Origin of the sequence: Agrobacterium sp. Ap1, assembly GCF_017313375.1 — a bacterium.
In the GTDB taxonomy this organism is placed as follows: domain Bacteria; phylum Pseudomonadota; class Alphaproteobacteria; order Rhizobiales; family Rhizobiaceae; genus Neorhizobium; species Neorhizobium cellulosilyticum.
The window spans coordinates 348,195-371,462 of the sequence record NZ_JAFLMY010000001.1 but is presented as its reverse complement, the minus strand read 5'-3'; the positions used below and the strand labels follow the sequence as shown (position 1 = coordinate 371,462).

The window sequence follows — 23,268 nt, the reverse complement described above, 5'->3', positions numbered from 1 at the left end:
TTAGCCAAGCGGAGATATCCATGGTCGGTTTGCCTTTCGGCCACATGCAGTCCAACGCAGCCCTTGTCGAGGCGCTCAATCGCTCGCAGGCGATCATCGAGTTCGACCTCAACGGCATCATCCTGACAGCCAACGAGAATTTCTGCCGGACGGTCGGCTATTCGCTGTCCGAGATCGTCGGCAAGCACCACCGCATCTTTGTCGATCCGACGGACGCCGCGTCGAAGAACTATGCGGATTTCTGGGCGGGGCTGGCGAAGGGCAAGTTCGACCAGGGCAAATACAAGCGTTTCGGCAAGGGCGGTTGCGAGGTCTGGATCGAGGCTTCCTACAATCCGCTTTTCAAGGGCAACAAACCCTACAAGGTGGTGAAGATCGCCACGGACATCACGGCATCGCGCAAGGATGCGCTGGAAAACCGCGGCAAGCTGGAGGCGCTGTCTCGGGCGCAGGCGGTGATCGAATTCACCCCGGAAGGGGAGATCATCACGGCGAACGAGAATTTCCTCCACGCGCTGGGCTACCAACTGGGCGAGATCGTCGGGCGGAATCATTCGATGTTCTGCGAGCCGGATTATGCGCGCTCCACTGAATACAAGCAATTTTGGCACGAGCTTCGCGCAGGCCGGTTCTCCACGGGGCAGTTTACCCGGGTCAACAGAAAAGGTGAGCCGATCTATATTCAGGCTTCCTACAATCCGATCATCGACGACAGCGGCCGTGTGTTCAAGGTGGTGAAGTTTGCCACGGATGTTTCCGAGCGCATGACTGTGGTGAAGGAACTGGGCGCAGGGCTCGGGCGTCTCGCGGACTGCAATATCCGACAGACGATCGATGTTCCGTTCAGCTCCGAGTTCGAGCCTTTGCGGCGGGACTTCAACGCCTCCATCGGCGCGTTTCAGGAAACGCTGATGGGCGTGCTGAGACAGACCGGCATGCTGAACGGCTCCAGCCAGGAGATGCACGAGGCGGCCGATCAGATGTCTGCCCGCACCAAGGAGCAGGCGGTATCGCTCGAGGAGGCGTCTGCGGCATTGGAGCAGGTGACCTCGACCATCCGCGCATCGTCTGCCAACACCGTCAAGACGCGCAAGCTGGTGAAGAATGCATTGGAGGCTGCAACGGCTTCGTCCACAGTCGTCAAGGAAACCATCACGGCGATGAAGCGGATCGAGGATGCGTCGGGCGAGATCACCAAGATCATCGGCGTGATCGACGAGATCGCTTTCCAGACCAATCTTCTGGCCCTTAACGCGGGTGTCGAGGCGGCACGCGCCGGTGAGGCAGGCAAGGGCTTTGCCGTTGTTGCGCAGGAAGTGCGCGAACTTGCCCAGCGCTCGGCAACTGCCGCCAAGGAGATCAAGACGCTGATCGATAAGTCGGGCCGCGAGGTGACGGAAGGCGTGCGGCTGGTGGATGAGACCGGTTCGGCGCTGCACGAGATCGAGACATTCGTCGTGTCGATCGACAGCAATGTTCAGTCATTGGCGACGGCTGCGCAGGAGCAGGCAACCGGCCTTTCGGAGATCAACAGCACGGTTTCGCAGCTCGACCGCATGACCCAGCAGAATGCGGTCATGGTCGAAAAGACGACGACGATCAGCCGGTCGCTGGCAGCGGGTGCAGCGCAGCTTGTCGAACTCGTCAATCACTTCAAGCTCAACCGGCGTAATCGCATCCGCGAACCGGAGGCTTCGGCCGGCCAGACTGGTTCGAAACGGGCGGCCTGATACGTCCTTTGACAAGGCCGACATATTTTGAAACGAAACGGAAATCAGCCGGTGATGTTGATCGGTAGATTCAATCCGAAGAAACAGGATTGGAGATACAGATGATGGATGCGTTTCACGACTATTCGGGCTTGCTCAGCACTTCGGCGATGGTGTTGCTGCTGACGATAATCGTGGCCTTTTATGTCAGTCTGACGCTGGAGGCCTTCAAGAATTCCAAGGACAGCCGGATTGAAGCGACAGTGCTTCGGCGGGGAGGGGCCGGCATGGATTGCCGGCCCGGAGTCTGAGTAGTCAGGCCGGTTGGGATAGCGGGGCAGGGCTTGCCGGCTTCCGGAGCAGCATGACAGAGACTGCGGCAAGCATGCACATGACACCTGCGATCTGCAGGGCGGGCAGGTAGGTGTCGTAGTCGCTCTTGAACCAGCCGGCACCGAAGGCTGCGGTTGCGGCCCCAAGCTGGTGGCCGGTGAAGACCCAGCCGAAGACGAGGCCGGCTTTCTCGCGACCGAAGCTTTCCGCCGCGAGCTTGACCGTCGGCGGTACGGTCGCCACCCAGTCTAGACCATAGAAGATCGCAAAGACGGAGAGTTCGAGCGTGCTGAAACCAGACATGGACAGGTAGATCAGCGATAGGCCGCGCAGTCCGTAGAACCAGAAAAGCAGGATGCGGTTGTCGTAACGGTCGGAAAGCCAGCCGGCGAAGATCGTACCGATAAAATCGAAAATGCCGATGACGGCAAGCGTGCCGGCGGCGGTGACTGCCGCCATGCCGAAATCACCGCAGATCGAGATCCAGTGGGTCTGTATGAGGCCGTTGGTGGACAGGCCGCAGACGAAGAAGGTGCCGAACAGAACCCAGAAGATCGGATTGCCGGAAACGCTTTTCAGGGTGACGAGCGGGGATAGAAGTGTGGCGAGAAGCTTGTGGTCCTGCTTCGGAGCCTTGTTGACTGCGGTTTCGCCATAGGCGGGCAGGCCGACATCGGCCGGGTGGTCACGCATCAGCAGCAGGATGAGAACGAAGGTCGTGGCGAGGACGGCGACGGTCAGCGTGAGGGCAGTGCGCCATCCATAGGCTTCCGTCAGGGCCGCGAGTATGGGCAAAAATACGAGCTGGCCGGTGGCGTTGCTCGCTGTCATCAGGCCGATGACGAGGCCGCGGCGCTTGGAAAACCAGCGGCTGGCGACGGTTGCGCCAAGCACCAGAGCCGTCATGCCGGTGCCGACACCGATGACGACACCCCAGAGCAGCAGCAACTGCCAGACCTCGGTCATGAAGAAGGAGGCGACGATGCCGAAGATGATCATGCCGAGCGCCGTCGATACGACCTGACGGACGCCGAAATGGTTCATGAAGGCGGCGGCGAAAGGCCCGAGCAGACCGAACAGCACAAGGCGAACGGCCATGGCGGTGGAGATGTCTGCGATATCCCAGCCGAATTCCTGGTGCAGCGGCTGGATCATCACGCCGGCCGAACCCATGGCACCAGCGGTTGCCAGCATGGTCAGGAAGGTGGTTGCTGCAACGACCCATCCGTAGTGGAGTTTTCTCGCCGCCATCCAGCCGGCAACGCCTGTCGATATCATTCGTGGTTCCCTTCGTTTGCTGCCGGGGTGCGGCTGCCTTTTGTGGGTATTTGCCCGCATTCGCGGGTAGATACCCGTATCTTGTTCAAAAAATCAGAGTTCTGCGAGCAGATCCTGCAACTGCCTTGCTTTTTCCTGTCCGAGGCGGGCCTCGATATCGTCCTGCACGCCATCCCAAAGAGGCGCGCCCTGTTCCAGTATTTCGCGGCCTTTCGGTGCGATGGTCAGTACCGCCTCACGTTGATCCTCGCCGTGGCCGATGGCGATCAGCTCCATCCGTTCCAGCACCTTGGCGTTGCGACCGACGGTCGATCGATCAAGTTCGACCTTGTGCGCCAGATCGGTCAGCGACACCGGCTCCATACGCCTGATGTTTCTGAGCAGGCTGAACTGGCCGATATTGACGCCAAGCGGTGCCAGCGCCTCGTCATAATAGGACGAGACCTTGCGGGTCGCCTTGCGCAACAGGATGCAGTGGCATGTATCGTTCGACATCTTGATGCGTGTATATACCCGGATCTGCTGTCATGCAAGCGGGTATATGCCCGCGACCTGATCAGGCCGCGGCGCGGGAGGCGAGCATGGTGCGAATAAAGGTGACGATGAAGGTTATCGTCATCAGAAGCACGATGGTGGGGGCGGGGGCGCTATCGAGGAAAAAGCTCAGATAGATGCCGCCGAGGGAGCAGCCGAGTGCGACCGCGACCGCCGTCAAAAGCATGGCGGTGAAACGGCGGGTCAGCAGGAAGGCGATGGCGCCGGGGGCGATCAGGAGGGCCACCGAAAGGATGATGCCGATTGCCTTCAAGGCTCCGACGACCGTCAGCGACAGGACGGCAAGCAGGCCGTAATGCAGCAGGCGGGTGGGCAGGCCGATCGCCTTGGCATGCTGCTCGTCGAAGGCATGCACCAGCAGGTCCTTGCGGAAGATGACGAGGAAGATGGTGGCGGCGATGGCGATCACCGTCGTCTCGATCAGGTCCTGCGGCAGGATGCCGAGCATGTCGCCGAACAGGATGTGATCGAGATGCACATCGGCCTGGACATTGACGTAGAGCACGAGGCCGAGGCCGAACATGCCTGAAAAGACAATGCCGAGGACGGTGTCTTCCTTGATGCGGCTGTTTTCTTTCAGGAAACCGGTTGCCAGTGCGCAGACCATGCCGGCGATGAAGGCGCCGATCGAGAAGGGGATTGCCAGCATATAGGCGATGACGACGCCCGGCAGGACGGCATGCGAGACGGCGTCGCCCATCAGCGACCAGCCCTTGAGGATGAGGAAGCAGGAGAGGATCGCCATCGGCAGCGCGATCATCAGCGTCACGGCAAAGGCGGTGCGCATGAAGTCGATCTGGAAGGGGAACAGGAGGAGATCGATGAAGTCGCTCATCTTGCACTCCCCGGGGCCGCTTCCTCCAGCGATGCCTTTACCCGGCGGCGGGCGGCGAGCATGCCGTGCTTGGGTGCAAAAACGAAAGCGATAAGGAATATGGCCGTCTGCAGCACGACGATGATGCCGCCGGTTGCGCCATCGAGGAAATAGGAGAGATAGGCACCGAAGAAGCTGGTGGCGGAACCGATGCCGAGCGCCAACAGGATGACGCGCTGGAATCGGTCGGTGAGCAGATAGGCGGTCGCGCCCGGCGTGACGACCATGGCGATGACGAGGAAAGCGCCGACGGTCTGCATGGCGGCGACGGTGGAGGCGGCGAGAAGGGCGAAGAACATCACCTTCAGCGCATTGGGCTTGAGGCCGATGGTTCGGGCGTGGTTTTCATCGAAGAAGGCGACCATCAGGTCTTTCCACTTCAAGGTCAGGACGATGAGGCTGACGGTGCCGATGATGACGAGTTGCAGCGTATCGCCGGGGCTGATGGCGAGCACGTTGCCCATGACGATGGTCTGGATATCGACCGAAGTCGGCGACAGCGACACCATGAACAGGCCAAGTCCGAAAAAGGAGGTGAAGATCAGACCGATAATGGCGTCTTCCTTCAGCCGCGTGCGCTGGTTGAGAAACAGCATGGCGAGTGCTGCAAGGCCGCCGGACATGAAGGCGCCGATCGAGAAGGGCAGGCCGAGCATATAGGCACCGGCGACGCCCGGAACGATCGAATGCGAGAGCGCATCGCCGATCAGCGACCAGCCCTTCAGCATCAGATAGGCGGAGAGAAAACCGCAAACGCCGCCGACCAGGGCCGAGACCCAGATGGCATTCAGCATGTAGCCGTAGGTAAAGGGTTCAAGAAGCGTCTGGAGCATCGACGCCGTCCTTCTTCTTCTTTTTCACCTTGGTTTTTTCCGTGCCGTTCCCATAGGTGACGAAGGGGCGTTCGTCATCGGTGATGACCTTGACGCGGCGCGGATCGGCGTCGTCATGCAGGTCGGCACCGCCGAGGATGAAATGGCGCAGCACGCCTCCGAATGCCTTTTCCAGATTGGCCTCGTTGAACGTGTCGGCCGTCTTGCCATAGGCGATGACGGTGCCCTTGACGAAGACGGTGCGGTCGCAGAAATCCGGCACGCTGCCGAGATTGTGGGTGGAAACCAGCATGACCCGGCCCTCGTCGCGCAGGGCCTTGAGGAGTGCGACGATCTGTTCCTCGGTCGTCACATCGACGCCGGTGAAGGGCTCGTCGAGCAGGATGACCTGGCCTTCCTGTGCCAGCGCGCGGGCAAGGAAAACCCGCTTGCGCTGGCCGCCGGAAAGCTCGCCGATCTGGCGCTTGCGGTATTCGAGCATGTTCACCCGTTTTAGCGCCTCGGTGACCATGTCGTGGTCGCGGCGCGACGGGATGCGGAGGAAATTCATGTGACCGTAACGGCCCATCATCACCACGTCCTCGACTAGAACCGGAAAATTCCAGTCGACCTCTTCGGACTGCGGCACATAGGCGACGAGGTTCTTTTTCAAAGCCTCACGGGCGGGCATTCCAAGGATTTCAACCGAGCCTTCGGTCAGCCTGACGAAGCCCATAATGGCCTTGAACAGCGTCGACTTGCCGGCGCCATTGACGCCGACAAGTGCCGTGATCGTGCCTTTAGGCACTTCGAAACTGGCATGTTTCAGCGCCGTATGACCATTTCGGTAGGCGACGCTGACATTGTCCAGCCTGATGCCGGTTGTCACCGGCTTGGTCTTGCCCATCCTCATTGCGCGAGACCTTTTGCAATGGTTTCGGAGGTGATGCGCAACAGATCGAGATAGGTCGGAACCGGGCCGTCGGCTTCGCTGAGCGAGTCCACGTAAAGCACTCCGCCATAGGTCGCGCCGGTTTCGGAGGCGACCTGTTTTGCCGGCTTGTCGGAGACGGTGCTTTCGGAGAAGATCACCTTCACATCATGCTCGCGCATGGCATCGATGACGGCGCGAACCTGTTGCGGCGTGCCCTGGCTGTCGGCATTGACCGGCCAGAGATACAGTTCCTTGAGGCCGAAATCGCGGGCAAGATAGGAGAAGGCGCCTTCGCTGGTGACGAGCCAACGGTGATTTTCCGGCAGTCTTGCCAGCTCGTCGCGGATCGGCTGAACCTCGGCCCGTATCTTGTCCGTATAGGCCTTGGCATTTGCGGCATAGGTTTCTGCATTGGCCGGGTCGATCTCGGTCAGGCCCTTGCGGATGTTTTCGACATAGATGACGGCATTTTCGGGCGACATCCAGGAATGCGGGTTGGGCTTGCCCTGATAGGCGCCCCCGGCAATCGACATGGGGGTGACGCCATCCGAAACGGTGACGTTTTTCACATCTCCGAGATTTTTGAGGAAGCGTTCGAACCAGAGTTCGAGGTTGAGGCCGTTGCGCAGAACCAGATCGGCGTCACGGGCGCGCAGGAGGTCGCGCGGCGTCGGCTGATAATTGTGGATCTCGGCGCCGGGCTTGGTGATGCTTTCGACATCAGCTGCATCGCCTGCGACGTTCTTCGCCATGTCGGCGATGATGGTGAAGGTGGTGACGACCTTCGGCTTCTCCTCAGCCGCAGCGGAAAAGGGCAGGGAGAGCAGGCCGGCAAGGAGGCCGGTGCCGAGGCATGCAATTCTCAAAAACGACATTCGTGATCCGTTATTGCTGTTGCAAATCATTCGCAATTTAATCTAGCGGCAAAAATCTGTCTGTCAACGCTGTTGCAAATCATTCGCAATAAGCATGGAGTCCCGATTTGGAACGGCGGCCTGACAAATCCGCTTAAAGTTTCTTCAATAAGATTGGGCGAATATGCCCTCATTGTTCCATGACTTGTATTGCGTAACTGGAGTTGACTATGCCGGGTGTTGGCGAATGAAGATCCGGCTGTCGAAGAAATTCATCTTCCTTCTCAGCGGTGCGTTGGTTCTTTGTGGCGCGAGCGGCTCGGCAGCGGTGCTGATCGGAACTGACAAGATCCTTGGCCCATCCTATAAAGATATAAACGGCCTGACCTGTACGACGCTGCAGACGCAGAAGATGCGCCGCGACGGCAGCATATGGGTGCGCAAATATGTAACCAGCGACCAGGCCGGTGACGGAATTTCGCGGCTGAAGACGGCCTTGCGCGTGGCACGGGCGGTGCAGGAAAAGGAAAAGGCCGGTCTCGTGCAGGTCGCCATGATCGACAGCGCCGGCCCCAAGGATACCGCGGACATGCGCGGCCGCGCGATTGCCGCGCAGGTCGTCTACATTCCAAACCCTGCCAAGATCCCAGCAGGTGGGCAGACCGAGAATTACTCCGCTTATTATCTCGATGGCGCACCGAGCGCCAGCGGCCATTTCTACGGCATGCGGGTCGATCTTCCGCTGGAGGATATCGAGCATCTCGACGCGCATCTGACCGACAAGGCAGACTGCATCGACCCGTCCTTGCCAGAGGGCAGTGAGGCGGCCAAGGCAGAACCAAAGGCGTCCGGACATGGAGCGCCGGCCGGCGGCAGCGAGAAGGCTTCTGGCCATGGTGCAGCGCCGGCGGCAGAAGGTGCCAGCGCCGAAAGCGAAGCAAAAAGCGAAGAGGTCGCCGCCGTTGAAAGCGGTGGTTTCCTCAGTTCGATTACCGGCATGGTTTTCGGTGCGAAGGAAGAAGCTACTGCCGGTCATGAGGCAGGTCAGGGCGAGGAAAAGGCTGTTCCTGCAGCAGCCGCGCCTTCCGGTGAAAACCATGGCGCGCAGGCTGCAAAGACAGAGACTTCCTCCACTGACAAGCCTGCCGCAGAAAAAAGCTTTTTCGATCAGGCAAAGAGCATGATCCTTGGCAGTTCTGCCGATGAGCCGGCCGCTCCCGCGCAGAAGGAAGCCAAGGCTGATGCAGGGGATGAGGCCAAGCAGGCCTCAGAACCTGCGCGTGAGCCGAGAACAACGGCCGAGGGTGGCAAGGGTTGGTCGAAGTCGGATGCGGCTGACGAGGTTCATTCCGGGACTGCAGCTGGCGGTGAAGGCCAGCCGAAGGCTACTACTGAGGCTGCGCAAGCAGAAGCTCATGCGGGAGGACCGCAGTCTGCGGCTTCCGGTGCAAGCGCAGCCGATACGGCCGGTGCCGCATGGCTGGAAAAATTCAGAGCGCAACAGGCAGCGCCTGCGGCGAATGCTGCACCGCCAGCGGATTGACGGGCCCCCCTGTACCTTCAAACGGCTGGCGCCTCATCGTTAAGGCCGCGGCTGTGGTGAGGGACATATGGCAAAACGGGACAAGCGCAGCCGCCAAACAGCTGAAATAGAACTCTATCTGCGCCAAGTCGCTAGGCCTGCGCAAAAGGGGCAGGAGCCTGACGATCGTCGATATGATCGTGATGCGGAGCGCCAACTGCGCAAGCTTTTGCCCGAGGCGTTAAATGCACTTCTGAAAGAAGAGCGATAATGACCAACGTCACATATCTGAACCTGCCCATGGCTTTGCTTGGGCGATGGAGAGCAGAGTGGGATAGTGATGACGGCCGCTCTGAGTATCACATCTTTGTTCGTGATGGCCGCGTGGCTGTGGAGGCAATCGACTATGTTGATCGGGAAGCTTATGTCATCTCGAACATCGTCTGCGACAGCAAGAGTGTAGCGTTTGATACGCTGATGTGCTCGACTGGTCGTAAAGGCCATCTCGTTCTGGAAGTGAAATCAGCCAGCCGAGTTGATCTGACTTTCACCTTTACCGACACTTGCGCTGCAGTCAGATGTGAGGACTGATGCCTTTGTTTGATTAGCTGTCTAATCAGGACTGCCTCCCTCCCATAGAGCGGAAGGAGGCAGAGTTTCGTTCCTTAGTCCGCCTTGGCCTTGCGGGCCGGGAAGAGGATGACGTCGCGGATCGACGGGGCGTTGGTCAGAAGCATGACGAGGCGGTCGACGCCGATGCCGAGGCCACCGGCCGGGGGCATGCCCTGATCGATCGCGTCAAGGAATTCGTCGTCGAGCTGCTTGTCCTTCTCGCCGCGCGCATGGGCCTGTTCGAGCTGCTCTACCATGCGCTTGCGCTGCTCTTCCGGGTCGTTCAGTTCGGAGAAGGCATTGCCGACTTCCCAGGCGTTGCAATAGGTCTCGAAGCGTTCGACGAGGCGCGGCTCGCCCGGAACTTCCTTGGCAAACGGCGAGATGTCCTTCGGGAAGTGGGTGACGTGGCTCGGCTGGATCAGCGTGCCCTCAACCTTTTCTTCAAAGATGAAGGCAAGGCATTCGCCCCAGGTCCAGTCCTTCTCGACTTCGAAACCGGCTGCCTTGGCGGCAGCGCGGGCTTCCTCGTCGGTCTTAATTGCGAGGAAGTCGATCCCGGTCGCTTCCTTGACGGCGTCGGGCATGGGCACGCGCTTGAACGGCCCCTTGAAGGAGATCTGCTTGTCGCCGAAGGTGACTTCCGGGGTGCCGTGGATCGAAACGGCGAGCGTTTCGAATAGGCGCTCGACGAGGTCCATGACGTCCTCGTAATCGGCGTAGGCCCAGTAGCATTCCATCATGGTGAATTCAGGATTGTGCCGGGTGGAAACACCTTCGTTGCGGAAGTTGCGGTTGATCTCGAACACCTTGTCGGACAGGCCCGAGACCAGCGTGCGCTTCAAGAACAGTTCCGGCGCGATGCGCAGGTACATGTCCATCTTCAGCGTGTTGTGGAAGGTCTTAAACGGATCGGCAGTGGCGCCGCCATAAACCGTCTGCAGCATCGGGGTTTCGACTTCCAAGAAGCCGTCGTTTTCCATGAAGTGGCGGATGCCGGAAACGATCTTCGAGCGCTGCTGGAAGCGCAGCTTCGATTCTTCGTTGCTCATGATGTCGAGGTGGCGTTTGCGATAACGGATCTCGATATCGGCGATGCCGTTCCACTTTTCCGGCATGGGGAGAAGCGCCTTTGTCAGCATGGTGATCTGCTGCGCGTTGATCGAAAGCTCGCCGCGCTTGGTGCGGCGCACGGTGCCGGTGACGCCGATAATGTCGCCGAGATCGATCAGCGGCAGCATGTTGCGCGCTTCTTCCGGCGTGACGTCCTTGTGGGAGAAGATCTGGATCTTTCCCGAGGCGTCATGGATGTCCATGAACATGCCGGAATTGCGAGAGGAATAAACGCGGCCGGCGACGGTGACGACGTCCTGAGTTTCCGTGTCCGGCTCCAGCGCCTCGTATTTCGCAGCCAGTTCCGCATTGGTCATGGTGCGATGGAAATGTGCCGGATAGACATCGCCGATGGTTTCGCGCAGCTTTGCAAGCTTTTGCGCGCGCACTTCGGTGACGTCGGAGGAGAGGGCGGTTTCGGTCTTTGTCGTGTCGGTCATATTCTAGTTCCTGTGACGGCTTGTGGTCTTGTGCCGTGTGACTGCCCCTCACCCGAACCCTCTCCCCGCAGGCGGGGCGAGGGGACGTGCCACGCTCGACGTTTGAGGGTGGCTGCAGAGTTTGCCTCTTGCGTCCTTCTCCCCGTCCTTACGGGGAGAAGGTGCCGGCAGGCGGATGAGGGGCCGGCACTATTTCCTAATTTACTTCCCGTCGCCCATCATTGAGGCGACGACCGTTGCTGCGATCTTCAGGCGCTGGCGTACGACGGAGCGGCCGAGGATGGCCATCGAGTCGAACAGCGGCAGCGAGCGCGACGAGCCGGACATGGCGATGAAGAGCGGCGGGGTGACGACGCGGAGTTTCTTCTCCAGCTTATCGGCAACGGCGCGCAGTTCCGCGTCGATCGCTTCCACGTTCCACTCGACCATCTTTTCGATGTCGGCCTGGACCGTGTTGATGATCAGCAGCGTATCTTCCGGCGAGGTCTTCAGGCCGGAGAAGGATGCCGGCGTGAGGCCGACATCGGCGGCGAGCAGGAAGCCTGCAAGGTTCGGCAGGTCGCCGAGCTTGGTGATGCGGCTCTGCGAGTGCAGCAGGCCCTGCTTAAGGCGATCGTTTTCCATGGCCCATTCGAGCGTGCGGGCGACGAATTCCTCCGGCGTCAGCTTTTCGCGCAGCCAGCGGCCGTTCAGCCATTCGAGCTTTTGCAGGTCGAAGATGGCGCCCGCCTTGGACAAGGCTTCCGGATCAAATTTTCCGGCCAGTTCTTCCATGGTCAGCAGTTCTTCGCCTTCGGCGATCTGCACGAAGAACAGGCCAAGGAAGTTCATCAGGGCTTCCGGCAGGTAGCCGAGCGCCGAGTAGTAGCTGATCGAGGTCGGGTTCTTGCGCTTGGAGAGCTTGGACTTGTCGGCATTGCGCATCAGCGACAGGTGCATCCAGACGGGAGCTTCCCAGCCGAAATAACGGTAAAGCAGGATGTGCTTCGGCACCGATGCCAGCCACTCCTCGCCGCGGGCGACGTGGGTGATCTTCATCAGGTGGTCGTCGATGACGTTTGCCATGTGATAGGTCGGCATGCCGTCGCCCTTGATGAGCACCTGCATGTCAACAGAATCCCACGGGATCGAGACGTCGCCATAAACGCCGTCGGTAAAGTCGCAGGAGCCCTCGGTCGGGATTTTCATGCGCACGACGGAGCTTTCGCCGGCAGCCATTTTCGAGGTGACTTCTTCCGCCGTCAGATGCAGGCAGAGACCATCGTATTTCGGTGGCTTGCCGGCGGCGCGCTGGCCTTCGCGCATCTGCTCAAGCCGCTCGGGCGTGCAGAAGCAGCGGAAGGCATGGCCCTTGTCGAGCAGGTCCTGTGCGAAAGGCTGGTACATGTCCTTGCGCTCGGACTGGCGGTAAGGACCGTAGGGGCCGCCGACATCCGGGCCTTCCGACCATTTCAGGCCCGTCCATTTCAGCGCATCCAGAACCCGCTCCTCGAATTCGAGCGTCGAGCGGGTGGCATCGGTATCCTCGATGCGCAGGATGAACTCGCCGCCATTCTTCTGGGCAAAGAGGTAGTTGAAAAGGGCGATATAGGCGGTACCGACATGCGGCTCGCCGGTGGGCGAGGGGGCGATGCGGACACGTGGGGTCGGATTGATCATTGTGCTGCTCTAATTCGAGGCGCAACTGGATGCGCCCAGCCTGTTCCGGGAATAGGGATTGGGGCAGGCTTAGGCCATATTCAGGCCGAAGCGTCAAGGTTTTTGGGAATGTGACGCCCCTCGGGGTTAGGCGACCGGCCAAACATAGAGCAGGGCCGGAATGCTGACGAGGATGATGAGGACGGACAAGGGCAGGCCGAGGCGGGGGTAATCGGAGAATTTGTAACCGCCCGGACCAAAAACCAGCGTGTTGCACTGGTGGCCGACCGGGGTGAGAAAATCGCAGCCTGCGCCGATCGCAACCGCCATCAGGAAGGCCTCGGGCTTGAAGCCGAGACTGGTGGCAAAGCTTGCCGCGATCGGCCCCATGACCAGCACCGTTGCCGCATTGTTGAGGAAGGGAGTGACGGCCATGGCGGTTATGAGGATGAGGCCAAGGGCGCCCCAGGCAGGCAAGGTGGCCGCGACCTCGCCAAGCCAGCCGGCGATGAGGTCGCTGCCGCCTGTCGTGCGCAGGCTGTCGGAGACGGGAATGAGCGCTGCCAGCATGACGAGGATCGGCCCGTCGACGGACTTGTAGAAATCGGTCAGCGGTATGCAGCGGAAGACGACCATGCCGAGGGCTGCGGCGAAGAAGGCGACCGGAACCGGGGCGAGGCTGACGGCAGTAGCCGCCATAGCGAGCGCAAGGATGATGAGCGGAATGAAGGCGCGGCGCCGGGTGCCGAGCAGCACTTCCCGCTGGGCTAGAGGCAGGAGGGAGAAATCCTGCATGATGGTGGGCATGGTCTTTCGCGAGCCCTGCAGCACGATCACGTCGCCGGCCGCAAGCGTCAGGCTGCCGAGACGCTCTTTCAGGCGTTCGCCGTGGCGGCTGATTGCCAGAAGGTTGACGCCGCGTGTGTAGGAGAGTGCCAGTTCCTTGGCGGAGAGACCCTTCAGCGGCGATTCCTGGCTGATGATCGCCTCGACCGATATGATGTCGCCCTGCGCCTGTTCGCCGGTCAGCGGCTTGCCGGATAATTGCAGCTTGGCGTTCGAGACAATGCGGTCCAGCGCCTTGGATGGGCCTTCGAGCATCACGATGTCGTTTTCCCGTAGGCTCAGGTCCGGGAATGGCGCCATGCGGGCGGTGCCGCGCAGCACGGCATTGGCGATCACTTCGCCATCGCCGAGTTTCAGCAGTTCGCCCAGCCGCTTTTCGAGCACGGTGGATTGCGCCGTCACCATCACTTCCGAGGTGTAGTTCTTGATCTCGACGGCTTCCTCGATCGAGTGGTTTTCCTTCGTGCGGCTGGGCACCAGCCAGTGGAAAAAGAGCAGGAAGGTGATGCCGACGAGACAGAGGATGACACCCATCGGGGTGAAGTCGAACATGGTGAAGGACTGGCCGGTCAGCTCTTCGCGGATGCGTGAGACGACGATATTGGGCGAGGTGCCGATTTGCGTCATCAGCCCGCCGAGCAGCGCCGAAAAAGCCATCGGCATCAGGTATTTCGACGGCGAGGCACCGGATTTCTTGGCGAACTGGAAGGCGACCGGCATCATGATGGCCAGCGCACCGATATTCTTGATGAAGGCGGAGAGAACCGCCACGACGATCATCAACAGCGCAAGCTGGGTGTGCAGCGTGTCGAGATTCGGGAAGAACTTCTTGATCGCCAGATCGACGATACCGGATCGGGCAACGCCCGCCGAGACGACCAGTGCCGAGCCGACGATAATGACGATGTCGTCGGAAAAGCCGGAAAATGCCTGGTCGGTCGGCACAACACCGAGCGCCACGGCCAGAACCAGCGCGCAACAGGCGACCACATCATAGCGAAACCGATCCCAGATGAACACTGCCATCATCGCGGCGATGACGGCGAAGGCGAGGATCTGCTGGGTTGTCATGCGGCTCCGGGGGGTATGCGTACGGCGAGGTGGGCGGTTTCGAGTGACGCAATAATGCCCGAGAGGCCTTATCGTTTCAAACGCGGATGCGAGATATCGCCGATTTGTACAATTCTACTGCGAATTGGGTGGGGTCGTCAGGACCTGTCCATTTTTCAAGTAAAAGTTGATTGTTTTGGTCAGGAAATAGGCGTAGGTCCGCAACCGGGAGGAGATCTGATGCAACGGACACACAGAGGACACCCATGAGACCGATCGTATTTTCCGCCTTTGCCCTTGCGCTTGGTGCATCCACCGCGTTTGCCACCGACTATCCGGCAACGATCATCGATGTCGCTGGCCGCACCGTGACGATCGCCAAGAAGCCCGAGCGGATCATTCTGCAGGATGGGCGTGACATGCTGACCGTTGCATTGCTCGATCGTGACAACCCTTATGCGCGTGTTGTCGGCTGGAGCTCCAATTTCGTCAAGTCGGATCCGGGCACTGCCAAGCTGATGGACCAGGCTTTCGGCAAGGCGCCGCCGGTGATGAGCCTGTCCGAGGACGGTGAAACCGATCTGGAAGCGGTCATTGCGGCCAAGCCTGATGTTGTCGTCGCTCAGATGCGGGCGCAAAAATCCTTCAAGGAAGGCGGTATCGAGGACAAGCTGAAGGCGCTCGATATCCCGGTCGTCTATCTGGACGTGATGGAAGAGCCGGTCGGCCACACGACGGAAAGCGTCAAAGTGCTCGGCAAGGTCATGGATCGCGAGAAGGAGGCTGGCGAATACGTGTCCTTCTACAAGCAGCACCTCGACCACCTGAACGACGTCATCGCCAGACAGACCGTGTTTCCGAACGTCTTCGTCGAAGCGAAGGCCGGCAACAAGGGCGACGGGTGCTGCTTTACCCATGGTGATACCGGCTTCGGCAAGCTGGTGACCTCGCTGAAGGGCAACAATATCGGCTCGAAGTTGCTGCCGGGCCAGACGGGTACCGTGTCGCTCGAGGCGCTGCTCGGCTCCAACCCGCCGGATGTCTACATCATGTCCGGTTCGCAGTGGACGAACCCGGAGAACTCGGCGGCTCCGTTCGGCTACAACGTCACGCTGCAGCAGGTTTCCGCAGCACTCGGCAAGCTGGAGCAGCGCGACGGCTTTGCCGCGATGAAGGCGGTGCGGGATGGCCGCGTCTACGGTCTCTATCACCAGTTCTACAACCACCCGTATAACATCGTCGGCCTCGAATACATGGCGAGTTTCATGTATCCGGAAGCCTTCAAGGATCTAGATCCCGCCGCAACCTATGCGACGCTGATCAAGACCTTCACCAAGATCCCCGATGCACCTGTCGTGCTCGGCGCGAGCGCGCCGGTAACGCAGTAATCTTTTGGAGCAGCTTCGCTTGATCTTTGAAACGCGAGGCTGCTCCATCTATCTGTTTCCAAGCAATTCCTGATGCAAGACCGGTTCTTTGGCATGCTGGAATTGCTCTCAAGCACCGGAGCATCGTGTGACTATTGCCGAACACAATCCGCCAGTCCTGCTGGCGGAGGCGGAGCGTGCCTATCATGGCAAAATCCGCGTGAAAGTGATGATGCTGATCGTTCTTGCCGTGGCACTTTGCGCCGCTGCAGTGATCGATGTCTGTGTCGGGTCTTCCGGTCTGTCGCCGAGCGACGTTCTGGCCGCGATCTTTGCGCCGGAGACTGTCAGCCGAGGGACGCATGCGATCGTCGTCGACGTGCGGCTGCCCTATTCGCTGATGGCCTTGCTTGTCGGCGCGTCACTGTCGCTTGCCGGTGCCGAGATGCAGACCATTCTCGACAACCCGCTGGCGAGCCCATTCACGCTCGGCGTGTCGTCTGCCGCATCCTTCGGCGCGGCGCTTGCCATCGTGCTGCAGCTCGGTATTCCCGGCTTGCCGCCGGAGTGGTTCATTCCCGCCAATGCCTTCATCTTCGCCTTCGGTTCGGTCCTGTTGCTGCAGGCGCTTTCCGGCCTGCGCGGTGCGGGTGTCGAGACGCTCGTGCTGTTCGGCATTGCGCTCGTTTTCATCTTCAATGCGCTGGTTGCCATTATGCAGTTTGTTGCTTCCGCCGAGGCGCTGCAGCAGCTCGTCTTCTGGAGCATGGGGAGCCTCACCCGCTCGACCTGGACGAAGCTGCAAATCATGGCGCTGGTCATGGCCTGCGTCGTGCCTTTCTCGATGGCTGCCTGCTGGAAGCTGACGGCGTTGAGGCTCGGTGAGGATCGGGCGCGTTCCTTCGGCATCGACGTGACGCGGCTGCGCTTCTTCTCGCTGCTGCGTGTCAGCATTCTGGCGGCCACCTCTGTCTCCTTCGTCGGCACGATCGGGTTCATCGGGCTTGTCGGCCCGCATCTCGCCCGGCTTCTGGTCGGCGAGGATCATCGTTTTTTCCTGCCGGCAAGCATGCTGTGCGGCGCGCTGGTCATGGCGCTCGCATCGGCCGCCAGCAAGATCATCGTGCCGGGCGTGCTGATCCCGGTCGGTATCGTCACCTCGCTGATTGGCGTGCCGTTCTTCCTTGCCCTGATTTTCAGCACGAAGGGGAAGGCCTGATGCTTTCGGTCGAAAAACTCTCTGCCGGTTACGGCAAAAAGCCGGTCCTGACGGATGTCGATATTTCCGCGATGCCTGCCGGGACGATCACCGCGTTTCTCGGCCAGAACGGCGCTGGCAAGTCGACGCTGCTGCGTTCGCTGGCGGGCCTTCACAAGGCGGGCGGGGTGTTGCATCTGGATGGCGCCGACATCACGCGGCAATCGCCGGCGCAGCGCGCACTGGCGATCACCTACATGCCGCAATCCCTGCCGCAGCGGGTAGCGCTGACGGTGCTGGAGGCAACGATCGGGGCACTTCGTGCTTCGTCGCGCGATCCAGATGCGGTCAAACGCTCGCTTGCCGTTCTTGATCGGCTCGGCATCAGCAATCTTGCCATGGCGCAGCTGGACTCGCTCTCCGGCGGCCAACGGCAGCTTGCCAGCCTCGCGCAGGCACTGGTGCGCAAGCCGCGCGTGTTGCTGCTCGACGAGCCGACCTCGGCGCTGGATGTTGCCCATCAGATCCGCGTCATGCGCACGATCCGCGAGATTACCGAGGAACAGGGGATCATCTCTATCGCAGTCCTGCACGATCTCGGTCTCGCATGCCGCTGGTGTGATCGGCTGGTGCTTCTGTCCGGCGGCCACGTTGTCTCAGATGGTGAGCCGCAACACGCTCTGACGCCCGATGTTCTCAACCAGGTCTATGGGGTTACTGGCCGTATTGAGCGCTGTTCGCGCGGATTTATCCAGGTGCTGATCGACGAAGTGGCATGAGTGATGGACAAGCCGGACGCGCGTATTAAGCTGGCGGGCATCTGCATTGCCTTGAGGAGTTTTCCATGACCGAGATTCTTTCCATTCCCGTCAAGCGTACTGACGGGAGCGAGACAACGCTTGCCAGCTACAAGGGGCAGGTCATGCTGGTCGTGAACGTCGCTTCCAAATGCGGGCTGACCAAGCAGTATGAAGGTCTGGAAAAGCTCTATGAGGACAAGAAGGACAAGGGGTTTGTCATCACGGCCTTCCCGGCCAACAATTTCAAGGGTCAGGAACCCGGCACGGATGCCGAGATCGTCGAATTCTGCCAGCTGACCTATGACGTGAAATTCCCGATCTTCTCGAAGATTTCGGTGAAGGGCGAGGACAAGCATCCGCTCTACAAGGCGCTCACCGGCTCAGGCGTCGCGACGACCGGCGACGGCCCGATGAAGGAACGGCTGAGAGGTCATGGCATGGAGGTTGCCGATGACGCGGAGATCGTCTGGAATTTCGAGAAATTCCTGATCGGCCGCGACGGCAAAGTGGTTGGGCGTTTTGCGCCGGATGTGACTGCCGATGACAGCCGGTTGGTCGAGGCTCTCGATCGCGAACTGGCAAAATAGCGGGAATAAAAAACGGCGCCTCAGGCGCCCTTTTCCTTGGATCAATGCAGTTTGGTGCCTCCGCCTTTGGCCTTGTTTTTGGCCTTGGCGTTTCTGGACCACATGTTGAGCATCTCGACCAGAGCCGAGAAAGCCATGGCGGCGTAGATGTAGCCCTTCGGCACATGGACGCCGAAACCTTCTGCGATCAGTGTCGCACCGATCATCAGCAGGAAGCCGAGCGCCAGCATGACGATGGTCGGGTTACGCTCGATGAAGTTGGCGAGCGGGGTGGCTGCAAGCAGCATGACGGTGACGGCTGCGACGACGGCGACGATCATGATCGGCAGGTGCGGCGTCATGCCAACTGCGGTGATGATGCTGTCGATCGAGAAGACGAGGTCGAGGATGAGGATCTGCACGATCGCGGTGCTGAAGCTCATCTTCACAACTTCCGCGCCGGCGCCGACCAGATCTTCCTTGTGGTCAATCGTATCGACCGAGTGATGGATTTCCTTGGTCGCCTTGTAGACGAGGAAGAGACCACCTGCGATGAGGATCAGGTCCTTCCAGGAGAAGGGCTGTCCGAACACCTCGAAAATCGGGTTGGTCAGCTGGACGATCCAGGCGATCGTGCCGAGCAGGCCGAGGCGCATGATAAGGGCCAGACCGATACCGATCTTGCGTGCCTTTTCGCGATGCTCAGGCGGCAGCTTGTTGGTCAGGATGGAAATGAAGATCAGGTTGTCGATGCCGAGCACGACTTCCATGACCACGAGTGTTACGAGCGCTACCCAGGCCCCCGGGTCTGCTAAGAGCGCTGCTATGTCCATCCATGTCTCCTGTTTTCAATCAAAGGCGGTAAATGCCCGCCGCATTTGGGGGCTTTCAGCCTAAAAACAAGAGGAGGTTGCGCCTATCAAGCGACAATTTGCCTAGTTCAGACGACCTTGGCGATCACGGATTTGTTATCCGATGCATAAGCTGCCATGAAAACGCGGATGGCGCCGCGTATAACACGTTCAATCTCCTGTCGCGACGGTGGCTCTGGCATCGTACCGAAAAGGCGGAATTTGAAGAAGCTGCCGCTGACAAGATCAAGGAACTGGCCGGCGGCGAGATCGAGATCGTCGATCTCCAGCGTGCCGGCGGCGGCGCCCTGAACCAGATAATCGTGCAGGACCGTTCTCAGATTCTGTGGGCCGCGGAAAAAACGGGAACAGAGATCGGGCATGCGTTCACGAACCCCGAGCACCGTGCGCATCGCGGTGACTACCTTTTCGTCGGTCATGTGTTCGAGAAAGGTGACGCCGAACTCGTAAAGGCCCTTTTCGATATTTTCGCTTTTGGCCAACACAGTCCTCATGGAGCCGAGAAACGCCTCGCGTTCCATCTCTACCATCGCGACGAAGAGGTCTTCCTTATTGGCAAAATAGACATAGATCGTCCCTTTTGAGACGCCTGCCTCCCGGGTAATGTCATTCATGCTTGCTGCATCAAAACCCATGCGCATGAAAACACGCTTGGCACCGTCGAGGATCTGCTCGCGCTTTACGGGGTCCTCGCCCGCTGCAAAGCGGCCGGATACCTTCACGGTTTCCTTAAGCAAGACCTTTTTTAACCCTTTCGGCGTCATTTTTTCCATTTCCAACTTTTTTCGAACCGGTTGGTTCGATCTGGACTTGATATGTGGCAAAGAAGGCTCTATGTCAACGCTCCGAACTGATCGGTTCGATTGGTTTCAACCTCCTTCAACGACGGTTATACCCATGACGGCTTCTAAAAATGCCGGCGCTCTGCGCACAGTAAAAAGCGATGACATCGACGTGAGCAAGACGCAGGAGCAGGGCGATGCAAGCCCTGCTGCGGCTGAGGCTAGTCCGGCTGCGCCGGCACAGTCGCAGGCTCCTGCCCAGACGGCAGATGCACCGAAGAAAAAGAAGCGCGGTTTCGTGCTTCCGGTTGTCGTGCTTGCGCTTCTCGCCGGTGGTGCGTGGTATGGCTATGAATGGTGGACCACCGGCCGTTTCATGGTGTCGACCGATGACGCCTATATCGAAGGCGACATCGCCACGATTTCTCCGAAGGTCACGGCTTTCGTTGCCAAGGTGAATGTGGTTGCCAACCAACAGGTGAAGGCAGGCGACGTATTGGCCACGCTTGACAATGGTGACTATCAGAACGCGCTCGATCAGGCCAACGCGGCGATCGAGACCGAAAAGCTGTCACTCTCGCGTATCGATGCGCAGGTCGAAGGTGCGGAAGCCAGTCTTGCACAGGCACAGGCTTCGAAAGTTGCGCTCGAAGCCGCCGTTCGTGGCGCAGAGATCACCCAGAAGCGCCAACAGGAACTTGCCACCAAGTCGGTCGGCACGGCTGCCGATCTCGATAGCGCCAATGTGGCTCTTGATCAGGCTCATGCCAATCTTGTCGGTGGCGAGGCGGCGATCAAGTCGGCCCAGGCCAATATCACCATCCTCGAAGCGCAGCGCAACGAAGCTGAAAGCTCTATCCGAACGCTGGAACTGCAGCGTGACAAGGCGGCCCGCGATCTCTCGTTCACGGTGCTCAAGGCTCCTTATGACGGTGTTGTCGGTAACCGCTCGGTTCAGGAAGGCGATCTCGTTTCGCCCGGCCAGCGACTGATGGCGCTGGTTCCGACCCGCCAGCTCTATATCGATGCCAACTTCAAGGAGACCCAGATCCAGCATCTGGAGCCGGGCTCCAAGGTGAAGGTGCATGTCGATGCCTATGGCGACGACCCGATCACCGGCACGGTAGAATCGATCTCGCCGGCTTCTGGTTCGGTCTTCTCGCTGCTGCCGCCGGAAAACGCGACGGGCAACTTCACCAAGATCATCCAGCGCGTTCCGGTTCGTATCGCACTGCCGCAGGATGCTCTCGACACGGGTCGCCTTCGGGCTGGCTTAAGTGTCGTGGTCGATGTCGATACGCGCACTGCGCCGAAGAACTAACAGCCGATTGTCCGGCTCCTCGTCAAACAGGCCCTGAGCGAAGGGCGGAGGTGGTCCCATGGCTGGGAGCGCAACAACAACTGCAGGATCAGTGCCGGCCGCTTCCATGCCGGCAGACGAGCCAATGGATCGGAGAAAGCTGATTGCTTTCTTCGCCATGGTGCTCGGCATGTTCATGTCGATCCTCGATATCCAGATCGTCTCGGCTTCGTTGTCTGAAATCCAGGCGGGCTTGTCCGCCGGTTCGGACGAGATCGGCTGGGTGCAGACATCCTATCTTATTGCGGAGGTCATCATGATTCCGCTTTCGGGTACGCTCGCGCGGATCATCTCGACACGCTATCTCTTCGCCGCTTCCGCTGCCGGTTTTACGGTTGCAAGCGCGCTCTGCGCCACGGCGACGAATATCGATCAGATGATCGTTTATCGCGCCATTCAGGGCTTTATCGGCGGGGGCATGATCCCCTCGGTATTCGCTGCGGCCTTCACCATCTTCCCGCCGTCGAAGCGCGCCATCGTCTCGCCGATCATCGGGCTTATCGCTACACTTGCGCCAACCATCGGCCCGACTGTCGGCGGCTATCTTTCCCACGCCTTCTCCTGGCACTGGCTGTTTCTCGTCAATATCGTTCCGGGCATCATAGTCACGATCGTTGCGTGGAACTTCATCGACTTCGACAAGCCGGAGCTTTCGCTTCTCAAGAAGTTCGACTGGTGGGGTCTCTTTTCCATGGGCGTCTTCCTCGGAGCGCTGGAATATGTGCTGGAAGAAGGGAATTCCAACGACTGGTTTAACGACCACCTGATCGTCATCGGCGCGATCGCTTCGGCTGTCGGCGCCATGGTTTTCTTCTATCGGGCTTTCACGGTCGAGTTCCCGGTGGTGGACCTGACGGCTTTCGCCAATCGAAACTTTGCGCTGGGCTCGATTTTCTCCTTCGTGATGGGGATCGGGCTTTACGGGCTGACCTATATCTACCCGGTCTATCTGAGCCGCGTGCGTGACTATGACAGCCTGATGATCGGCGAGACGATGTTCGTCTCGGGTCTGGCGATGTTCTTCACTGCGCCGATCGCGGGCAAGCTGTCGACGATCATGGACCTGAGAGCGATGATGGTGCTGGGCTTCGTTAGCTTCGGCGCTGGCACCTATATCATGACCGGGATTACCGTGGACTGGGATTTCTACGAGCTGTTCGTCCCGCAGATCCTGCGAGGTTTCGGCCTGATGATGTGCATGGTGCCGATCAACAATATCGCGCTCGGCACGCTGCCGCCCGCCCGTATTCGCGGGGCATCGGGCCTGTTTAACCTGACGCGTAACCTCGGTGGCGCCGTGGGGCTGGCCATCATCAGCACCGTGCTGTCCAACCGTCAGGATGTGCATTATGAGCGGCTGCGCGAGCATCTCGACTGGGGCAACCCGACCGCTGTCGACCAGTTGAACAGCATGACCTCCAATCTCAACGCAGCCGGACTGGATGGTGCCACCGGCGCAATCCGGCAGATGGTCAATCTTGTTACGCAGCAGGCCGTCGTCATGTCGTTCAGCGACGTCTTCCTGATCCTCACCGTGCTGTTCGGATTGATGGTGCTGGGTGTCGCGATGATCGAGAAACCTTCGCCGCAGATCACAGGGCGAAGTGGCGGCGGTCACTGAGCGTTCAGCGAAAATTTCAGGAAACCACCGCCGAAAAGGGGCCGTTACCGCAGGGTGACGGCCCCTTTTCAGTTTCGTTTCCCGATCGCCGTGATTTTCTGATTTACGTACCTCAAAAACTGAGATAGGACG

22 protein-coding genes are annotated in these 23,268 nt (G+C 59.7%); 11 read left to right on the top strand and 11 right to left on the bottom strand.

The window, feature by feature from the left end; translation table 11 throughout:
- Nucleotides 1-20 precede the first annotated feature (20 nt).
- Entirely contained in the window at nt 21-1,730 is a 1,710-nt protein-coding gene (locus tag JZX87_RS01810; RefSeq protein ID WP_206823286.1) for a methyl-accepting chemotaxis protein, read from the top strand.
- Nucleotides 1,731-1,831: 101 nt separating this feature from the next.
- Nucleotides 1,832-2,020 (top strand): hypothetical protein, encoded by a 189-nt coding sequence (locus JZX87_RS01805; protein WP_206823284.1) that lies wholly within the window; start codon nt 1,832-1,834, stop codon nt 2,018-2,020.
- A gap of 4 nt (nt 2,021-2,024) precedes the next feature.
- On the opposite strand, the gene JZX87_RS01800 is transcribed toward JZX87_RS01805, so the two are convergent.
- From JZX87_RS01800 to JZX87_RS01775, 6 genes are all read right to left on the bottom strand, one after another.
- The gene (locus tag JZX87_RS01800; RefSeq protein ID WP_206823282.1) at nt 2,025-3,320 is read right to left on the bottom strand and encodes an MFS transporter; all 1,296 of its coding nucleotides are present in this window, start codon (nt 3,318-3,320) and stop codon (nt 2,025-2,027) included.
- A gap of 93 nt (nt 3,321-3,413) precedes the next feature.
- Complete coding sequence (locus tag JZX87_RS01795; protein WP_206823280.1) at nt 3,414-3,815, bottom strand: MarR family winged helix-turn-helix transcriptional regulator; 402 nt, start codon at nt 3,813-3,815, stop codon at nt 3,414-3,416.
- A gap of 61 nt (nt 3,816-3,876) precedes the next feature.
- On the bottom strand, nt 3,877-4,710 hold the full coding sequence (locus tag JZX87_RS01790) for a metal ABC transporter permease (RefSeq protein WP_206823269.1): 834 nt from the start codon (nt 4,708-4,710) through the stop codon (nt 3,877-3,879).
- Nucleotides 4,707-5,582, bottom strand: coding sequence for a metal ABC transporter permease (locus JZX87_RS01785; protein WP_206823266.1), 876 nt, complete (start codon nt 5,580-5,582; stop codon nt 4,707-4,709). The genes JZX87_RS01790 and JZX87_RS01785 overlap by 4 nt, the downstream gene beginning before the upstream one ends.
- The gene (locus tag JZX87_RS01780) at nt 5,563-6,474 is read right to left on the bottom strand and encodes a manganese/iron ABC transporter ATP-binding protein (RefSeq protein ID WP_206823265.1); all 912 of its coding nucleotides are present in this window, start codon (nt 6,472-6,474) and stop codon (nt 5,563-5,565) included. Before JZX87_RS01780 ends, JZX87_RS01785 begins: the two co-directional genes overlap by 20 nt.
- Complete coding sequence (locus JZX87_RS01775) at nt 6,471-7,370, bottom strand: metal ABC transporter substrate-binding protein (protein WP_206823264.1); 900 nt, start codon at nt 7,368-7,370, stop codon at nt 6,471-6,473. The genes JZX87_RS01780 and JZX87_RS01775 overlap by 4 nt, the downstream gene beginning before the upstream one ends.
- A gap of 226 nt (nt 7,371-7,596) precedes the next feature.
- Here JZX87_RS01775 and JZX87_RS01770 point away from each other — a divergent pair, with 226 nt between their 5' ends.
- The 3 genes from JZX87_RS01770 (at nt 7,597) to JZX87_RS01760 (ending at nt 9,462) form a co-directional block, all read left to right on the top strand.
- Complete coding sequence (locus JZX87_RS01770) at nt 7,597-8,892, top strand: prolipoprotein diacylglyceryl transferase (RefSeq protein WP_206823262.1); 1,296 nt, start codon at nt 7,597-7,599, stop codon at nt 8,890-8,892.
- 67 nt (nt 8,893-8,959) lie between these two features.
- Entirely contained in the window at nt 8,960-9,142 is a 183-nt protein-coding gene (locus JZX87_RS01765; RefSeq protein WP_206823253.1) for a hypothetical protein, read from the top strand.
- Nucleotides 9,142-9,462: a hypothetical protein gene (locus JZX87_RS01760; RefSeq protein ID WP_206823250.1), complete on the top strand. Its 321-nt coding sequence runs from the start codon at nt 9,142-9,144 to the stop codon at nt 9,460-9,462. Before JZX87_RS01765 ends, JZX87_RS01760 begins: the two co-directional genes overlap by 1 nt.
- Before the next feature lie 74 nt (nt 9,463-9,536).
- Here JZX87_RS01760 and lysS read toward each other — a convergent pair whose 3' ends face one another.
- The 3 genes from lysS to JZX87_RS01745 all read right to left on the bottom strand — a co-directional run bounded on the left by lysS (nt 9,537) and on the right by JZX87_RS01745 (nt 14,591).
- Complete coding sequence (gene lysS / locus JZX87_RS01755) at nt 9,537-11,036, bottom strand: lysine--tRNA ligase (RefSeq protein WP_206823248.1); 1,500 nt, start codon at nt 11,034-11,036, stop codon at nt 9,537-9,539.
- 201 nt (nt 11,037-11,237) lie between these two features.
- Nucleotides 11,238-12,695 (bottom strand): glutamate--tRNA ligase, encoded by a 1,458-nt coding sequence (gene gltX, locus JZX87_RS01750; protein WP_206823247.1) that lies wholly within the window; start codon nt 12,693-12,695, stop codon nt 11,238-11,240.
- A 126-nt stretch (nt 12,696-12,821) separates the two neighbouring features.
- Nucleotides 12,822-14,591 carry an SLC13 family permease gene (locus JZX87_RS01745; RefSeq protein ID WP_206823245.1) on the bottom strand — a complete coding sequence of 590 codons (1,770 nt, stop codon included), beginning with the start codon at nt 14,589-14,591 and terminating at the stop codon, nt 12,822-12,824.
- Between the two features lie 245 nt (nt 14,592-14,836).
- Here JZX87_RS01745 and JZX87_RS01740 point away from each other — a divergent pair, with 245 nt between their 5' ends.
- From JZX87_RS01740 to JZX87_RS01725, 4 genes are all read left to right on the top strand, one after another.
- Nucleotides 14,837-15,958 (top strand): ABC transporter substrate-binding protein, encoded by a 1,122-nt coding sequence (locus JZX87_RS01740; RefSeq protein ID WP_206823244.1) that lies wholly within the window; start codon nt 14,837-14,839, stop codon nt 15,956-15,958.
- A gap of 208 nt (nt 15,959-16,166) precedes the next feature.
- On the top strand, nt 16,167-17,156 hold the full coding sequence (locus JZX87_RS01735) for a FecCD family ABC transporter permease (RefSeq protein WP_206823878.1): 990 nt from the start codon (nt 16,167-16,169) through the stop codon (nt 17,154-17,156).
- The gene (locus JZX87_RS01730) at nt 17,156-17,914 is read left to right on the top strand and encodes an ABC transporter ATP-binding protein (RefSeq protein ID WP_206823242.1); all 759 of its coding nucleotides are present in this window, start codon (nt 17,156-17,158) and stop codon (nt 17,912-17,914) included. Before JZX87_RS01735 ends, JZX87_RS01730 begins: the two co-directional genes overlap by 1 nt.
- Nucleotides 17,915-17,979: 65 nt before the next feature.
- Complete coding sequence (locus JZX87_RS01725) at nt 17,980-18,522, top strand: glutathione peroxidase (RefSeq protein WP_206823240.1); 543 nt, start codon at nt 17,980-17,982, stop codon at nt 18,520-18,522.
- A gap of 41 nt (nt 18,523-18,563) precedes the next feature.
- On the opposite strand, the gene JZX87_RS01720 is transcribed toward JZX87_RS01725, so the two are convergent.
- Nucleotides 18,564-19,334 carry a TerC family protein gene (locus JZX87_RS01720; protein ID WP_183821011.1) on the bottom strand — a complete coding sequence of 257 codons (771 nt, stop codon included), beginning with the start codon at nt 19,332-19,334 and terminating at the stop codon, nt 18,564-18,566.
- Nucleotides 19,335-19,441: 107 nt separating this feature from the next.
- A complete protein-coding gene (locus JZX87_RS01715; protein WP_206823237.1) occupies nt 19,442-20,137 on the bottom strand; it encodes a TetR/AcrR family transcriptional regulator in 696 nt (231 codons plus the stop codon).
- Nucleotides 20,138-20,270: 133 nt separating this feature from the next.
- Here JZX87_RS01715 and JZX87_RS01710 point away from each other — a divergent pair, with 133 nt between their 5' ends.
- Both JZX87_RS01710 and JZX87_RS01705 read left to right on the top strand, forming a co-directional pair.
- Nucleotides 20,271-21,476 (top strand): HlyD family secretion protein, encoded by a 1,206-nt coding sequence (locus JZX87_RS01710; RefSeq protein ID WP_206823234.1) that lies wholly within the window; start codon nt 20,271-20,273, stop codon nt 21,474-21,476.
- A gap of 58 nt (nt 21,477-21,534) precedes the next feature.
- Nucleotides 21,535-23,136, top strand: a complete 1,602-nt coding sequence (locus JZX87_RS01705; RefSeq protein WP_206823231.1) for a DHA2 family efflux MFS transporter permease subunit — start codon at nt 21,535-21,537, stop codon at nt 23,134-23,136.
- Nucleotides 23,137-23,268 lie beyond the last annotated feature (132 nt).

Bases quoted from the DNA above. Each gene is read 5' to 3' on its own strand.
- gltX (WP_206823247.1), bottom strand. From the start codon at position 12,695: ATGATCAATCCGACCCCACGTGTCCGCATCGCCCCCTCGCCCACCGGC.
- JZX87_RS01795 (WP_206823280.1), bottom strand. From the start codon at position 3,815: ATGTCGAACGATACATGCCACTGCATCCTGTTGCGCAAGGCGACCCGC.
- JZX87_RS01805 (WP_206823284.1), top strand. From the start codon at position 1,832: ATGATGGATGCGTTTCACGACTATTCGGGCTTGCTCAGCACTTCGGCG.
- JZX87_RS01785 (WP_206823266.1), bottom strand. From the start codon at position 5,582: ATGCTCCAGACGCTTCTTGAACCCTTTACCTACGGCTACATGCTGAAT.
- JZX87_RS01730 (WP_206823242.1), top strand. From the start codon at position 17,156: ATGCTTTCGGTCGAAAAACTCTCTGCCGGTTACGGCAAAAAGCCGGTC.
- JZX87_RS01745 (WP_206823245.1), bottom strand. From the start codon at position 14,591: ATGACAACCCAGCAGATCCTCGCCTTCGCCGTCATCGCCGCGATGATG.
- JZX87_RS01735 (WP_206823878.1), top strand. From the start codon at position 16,167: ATGATGCTGATCGTTCTTGCCGTGGCACTTTGCGCCGCTGCAGTGATC.
- JZX87_RS01790 (WP_206823269.1), bottom strand. From the start codon at position 4,710: ATGAGCGACTTCATCGATCTCCTCCTGTTCCCCTTCCAGATCGACTTC.
- JZX87_RS01760 (WP_206823250.1), top strand. From the start codon at position 9,142: ATGACCAACGTCACATATCTGAACCTGCCCATGGCTTTGCTTGGGCGA.
- JZX87_RS01725 (WP_206823240.1), top strand. From the start codon at position 17,980: ATGACCGAGATTCTTTCCATTCCCGTCAAGCGTACTGACGGGAGCGAG.
- JZX87_RS01765 (WP_206823253.1), top strand. From the start codon at position 8,960: ATGGCAAAACGGGACAAGCGCAGCCGCCAAACAGCTGAAATAGAACTC.
- JZX87_RS01780 (WP_206823265.1), bottom strand. From the start codon at position 6,474: ATGAGGATGGGCAAGACCAAGCCGGTGACAACCGGCATCAGGCTGGAC.
- JZX87_RS01770 (WP_206823262.1), top strand. From the start codon at position 7,597: ATGAAGATCCGGCTGTCGAAGAAATTCATCTTCCTTCTCAGCGGTGCG.
- JZX87_RS01810 (WP_206823286.1), top strand. From the start codon at position 21: ATGGTCGGTTTGCCTTTCGGCCACATGCAGTCCAACGCAGCCCTTGTC.
- JZX87_RS01715 (WP_206823237.1), bottom strand. From the start codon at position 20,137: ATGACGCCGAAAGGGTTAAAAAAGGTCTTGCTTAAGGAAACCGTGAAG.
- lysS (WP_206823248.1), bottom strand. From the start codon at position 11,036: ATGACCGACACGACAAAGACCGAAACCGCCCTCTCCTCCGACGTCACC.
- JZX87_RS01740 (WP_206823244.1), top strand. From the start codon at position 14,837: ATGAGACCGATCGTATTTTCCGCCTTTGCCCTTGCGCTTGGTGCATCC.
- JZX87_RS01705 (WP_206823231.1), top strand. From the start codon at position 21,535: ATGGCTGGGAGCGCAACAACAACTGCAGGATCAGTGCCGGCCGCTTCC.
- JZX87_RS01710 (WP_206823234.1), top strand. From the start codon at position 20,271: ATGACGGCTTCTAAAAATGCCGGCGCTCTGCGCACAGTAAAAAGCGAT.
- JZX87_RS01800 (WP_206823282.1), bottom strand. From the start codon at position 3,320: ATGATATCGACAGGCGTTGCCGGCTGGATGGCGGCGAGAAAACTCCAC.
- JZX87_RS01775 (WP_206823264.1), bottom strand. From the start codon at position 7,370: ATGTCGTTTTTGAGAATTGCATGCCTCGGCACCGGCCTCCTTGCCGGC.
- JZX87_RS01720 (WP_183821011.1), bottom strand. From the start codon at position 19,334: ATGGACATAGCAGCGCTCTTAGCAGACCCGGGGGCCTGGGTAGCGCTC.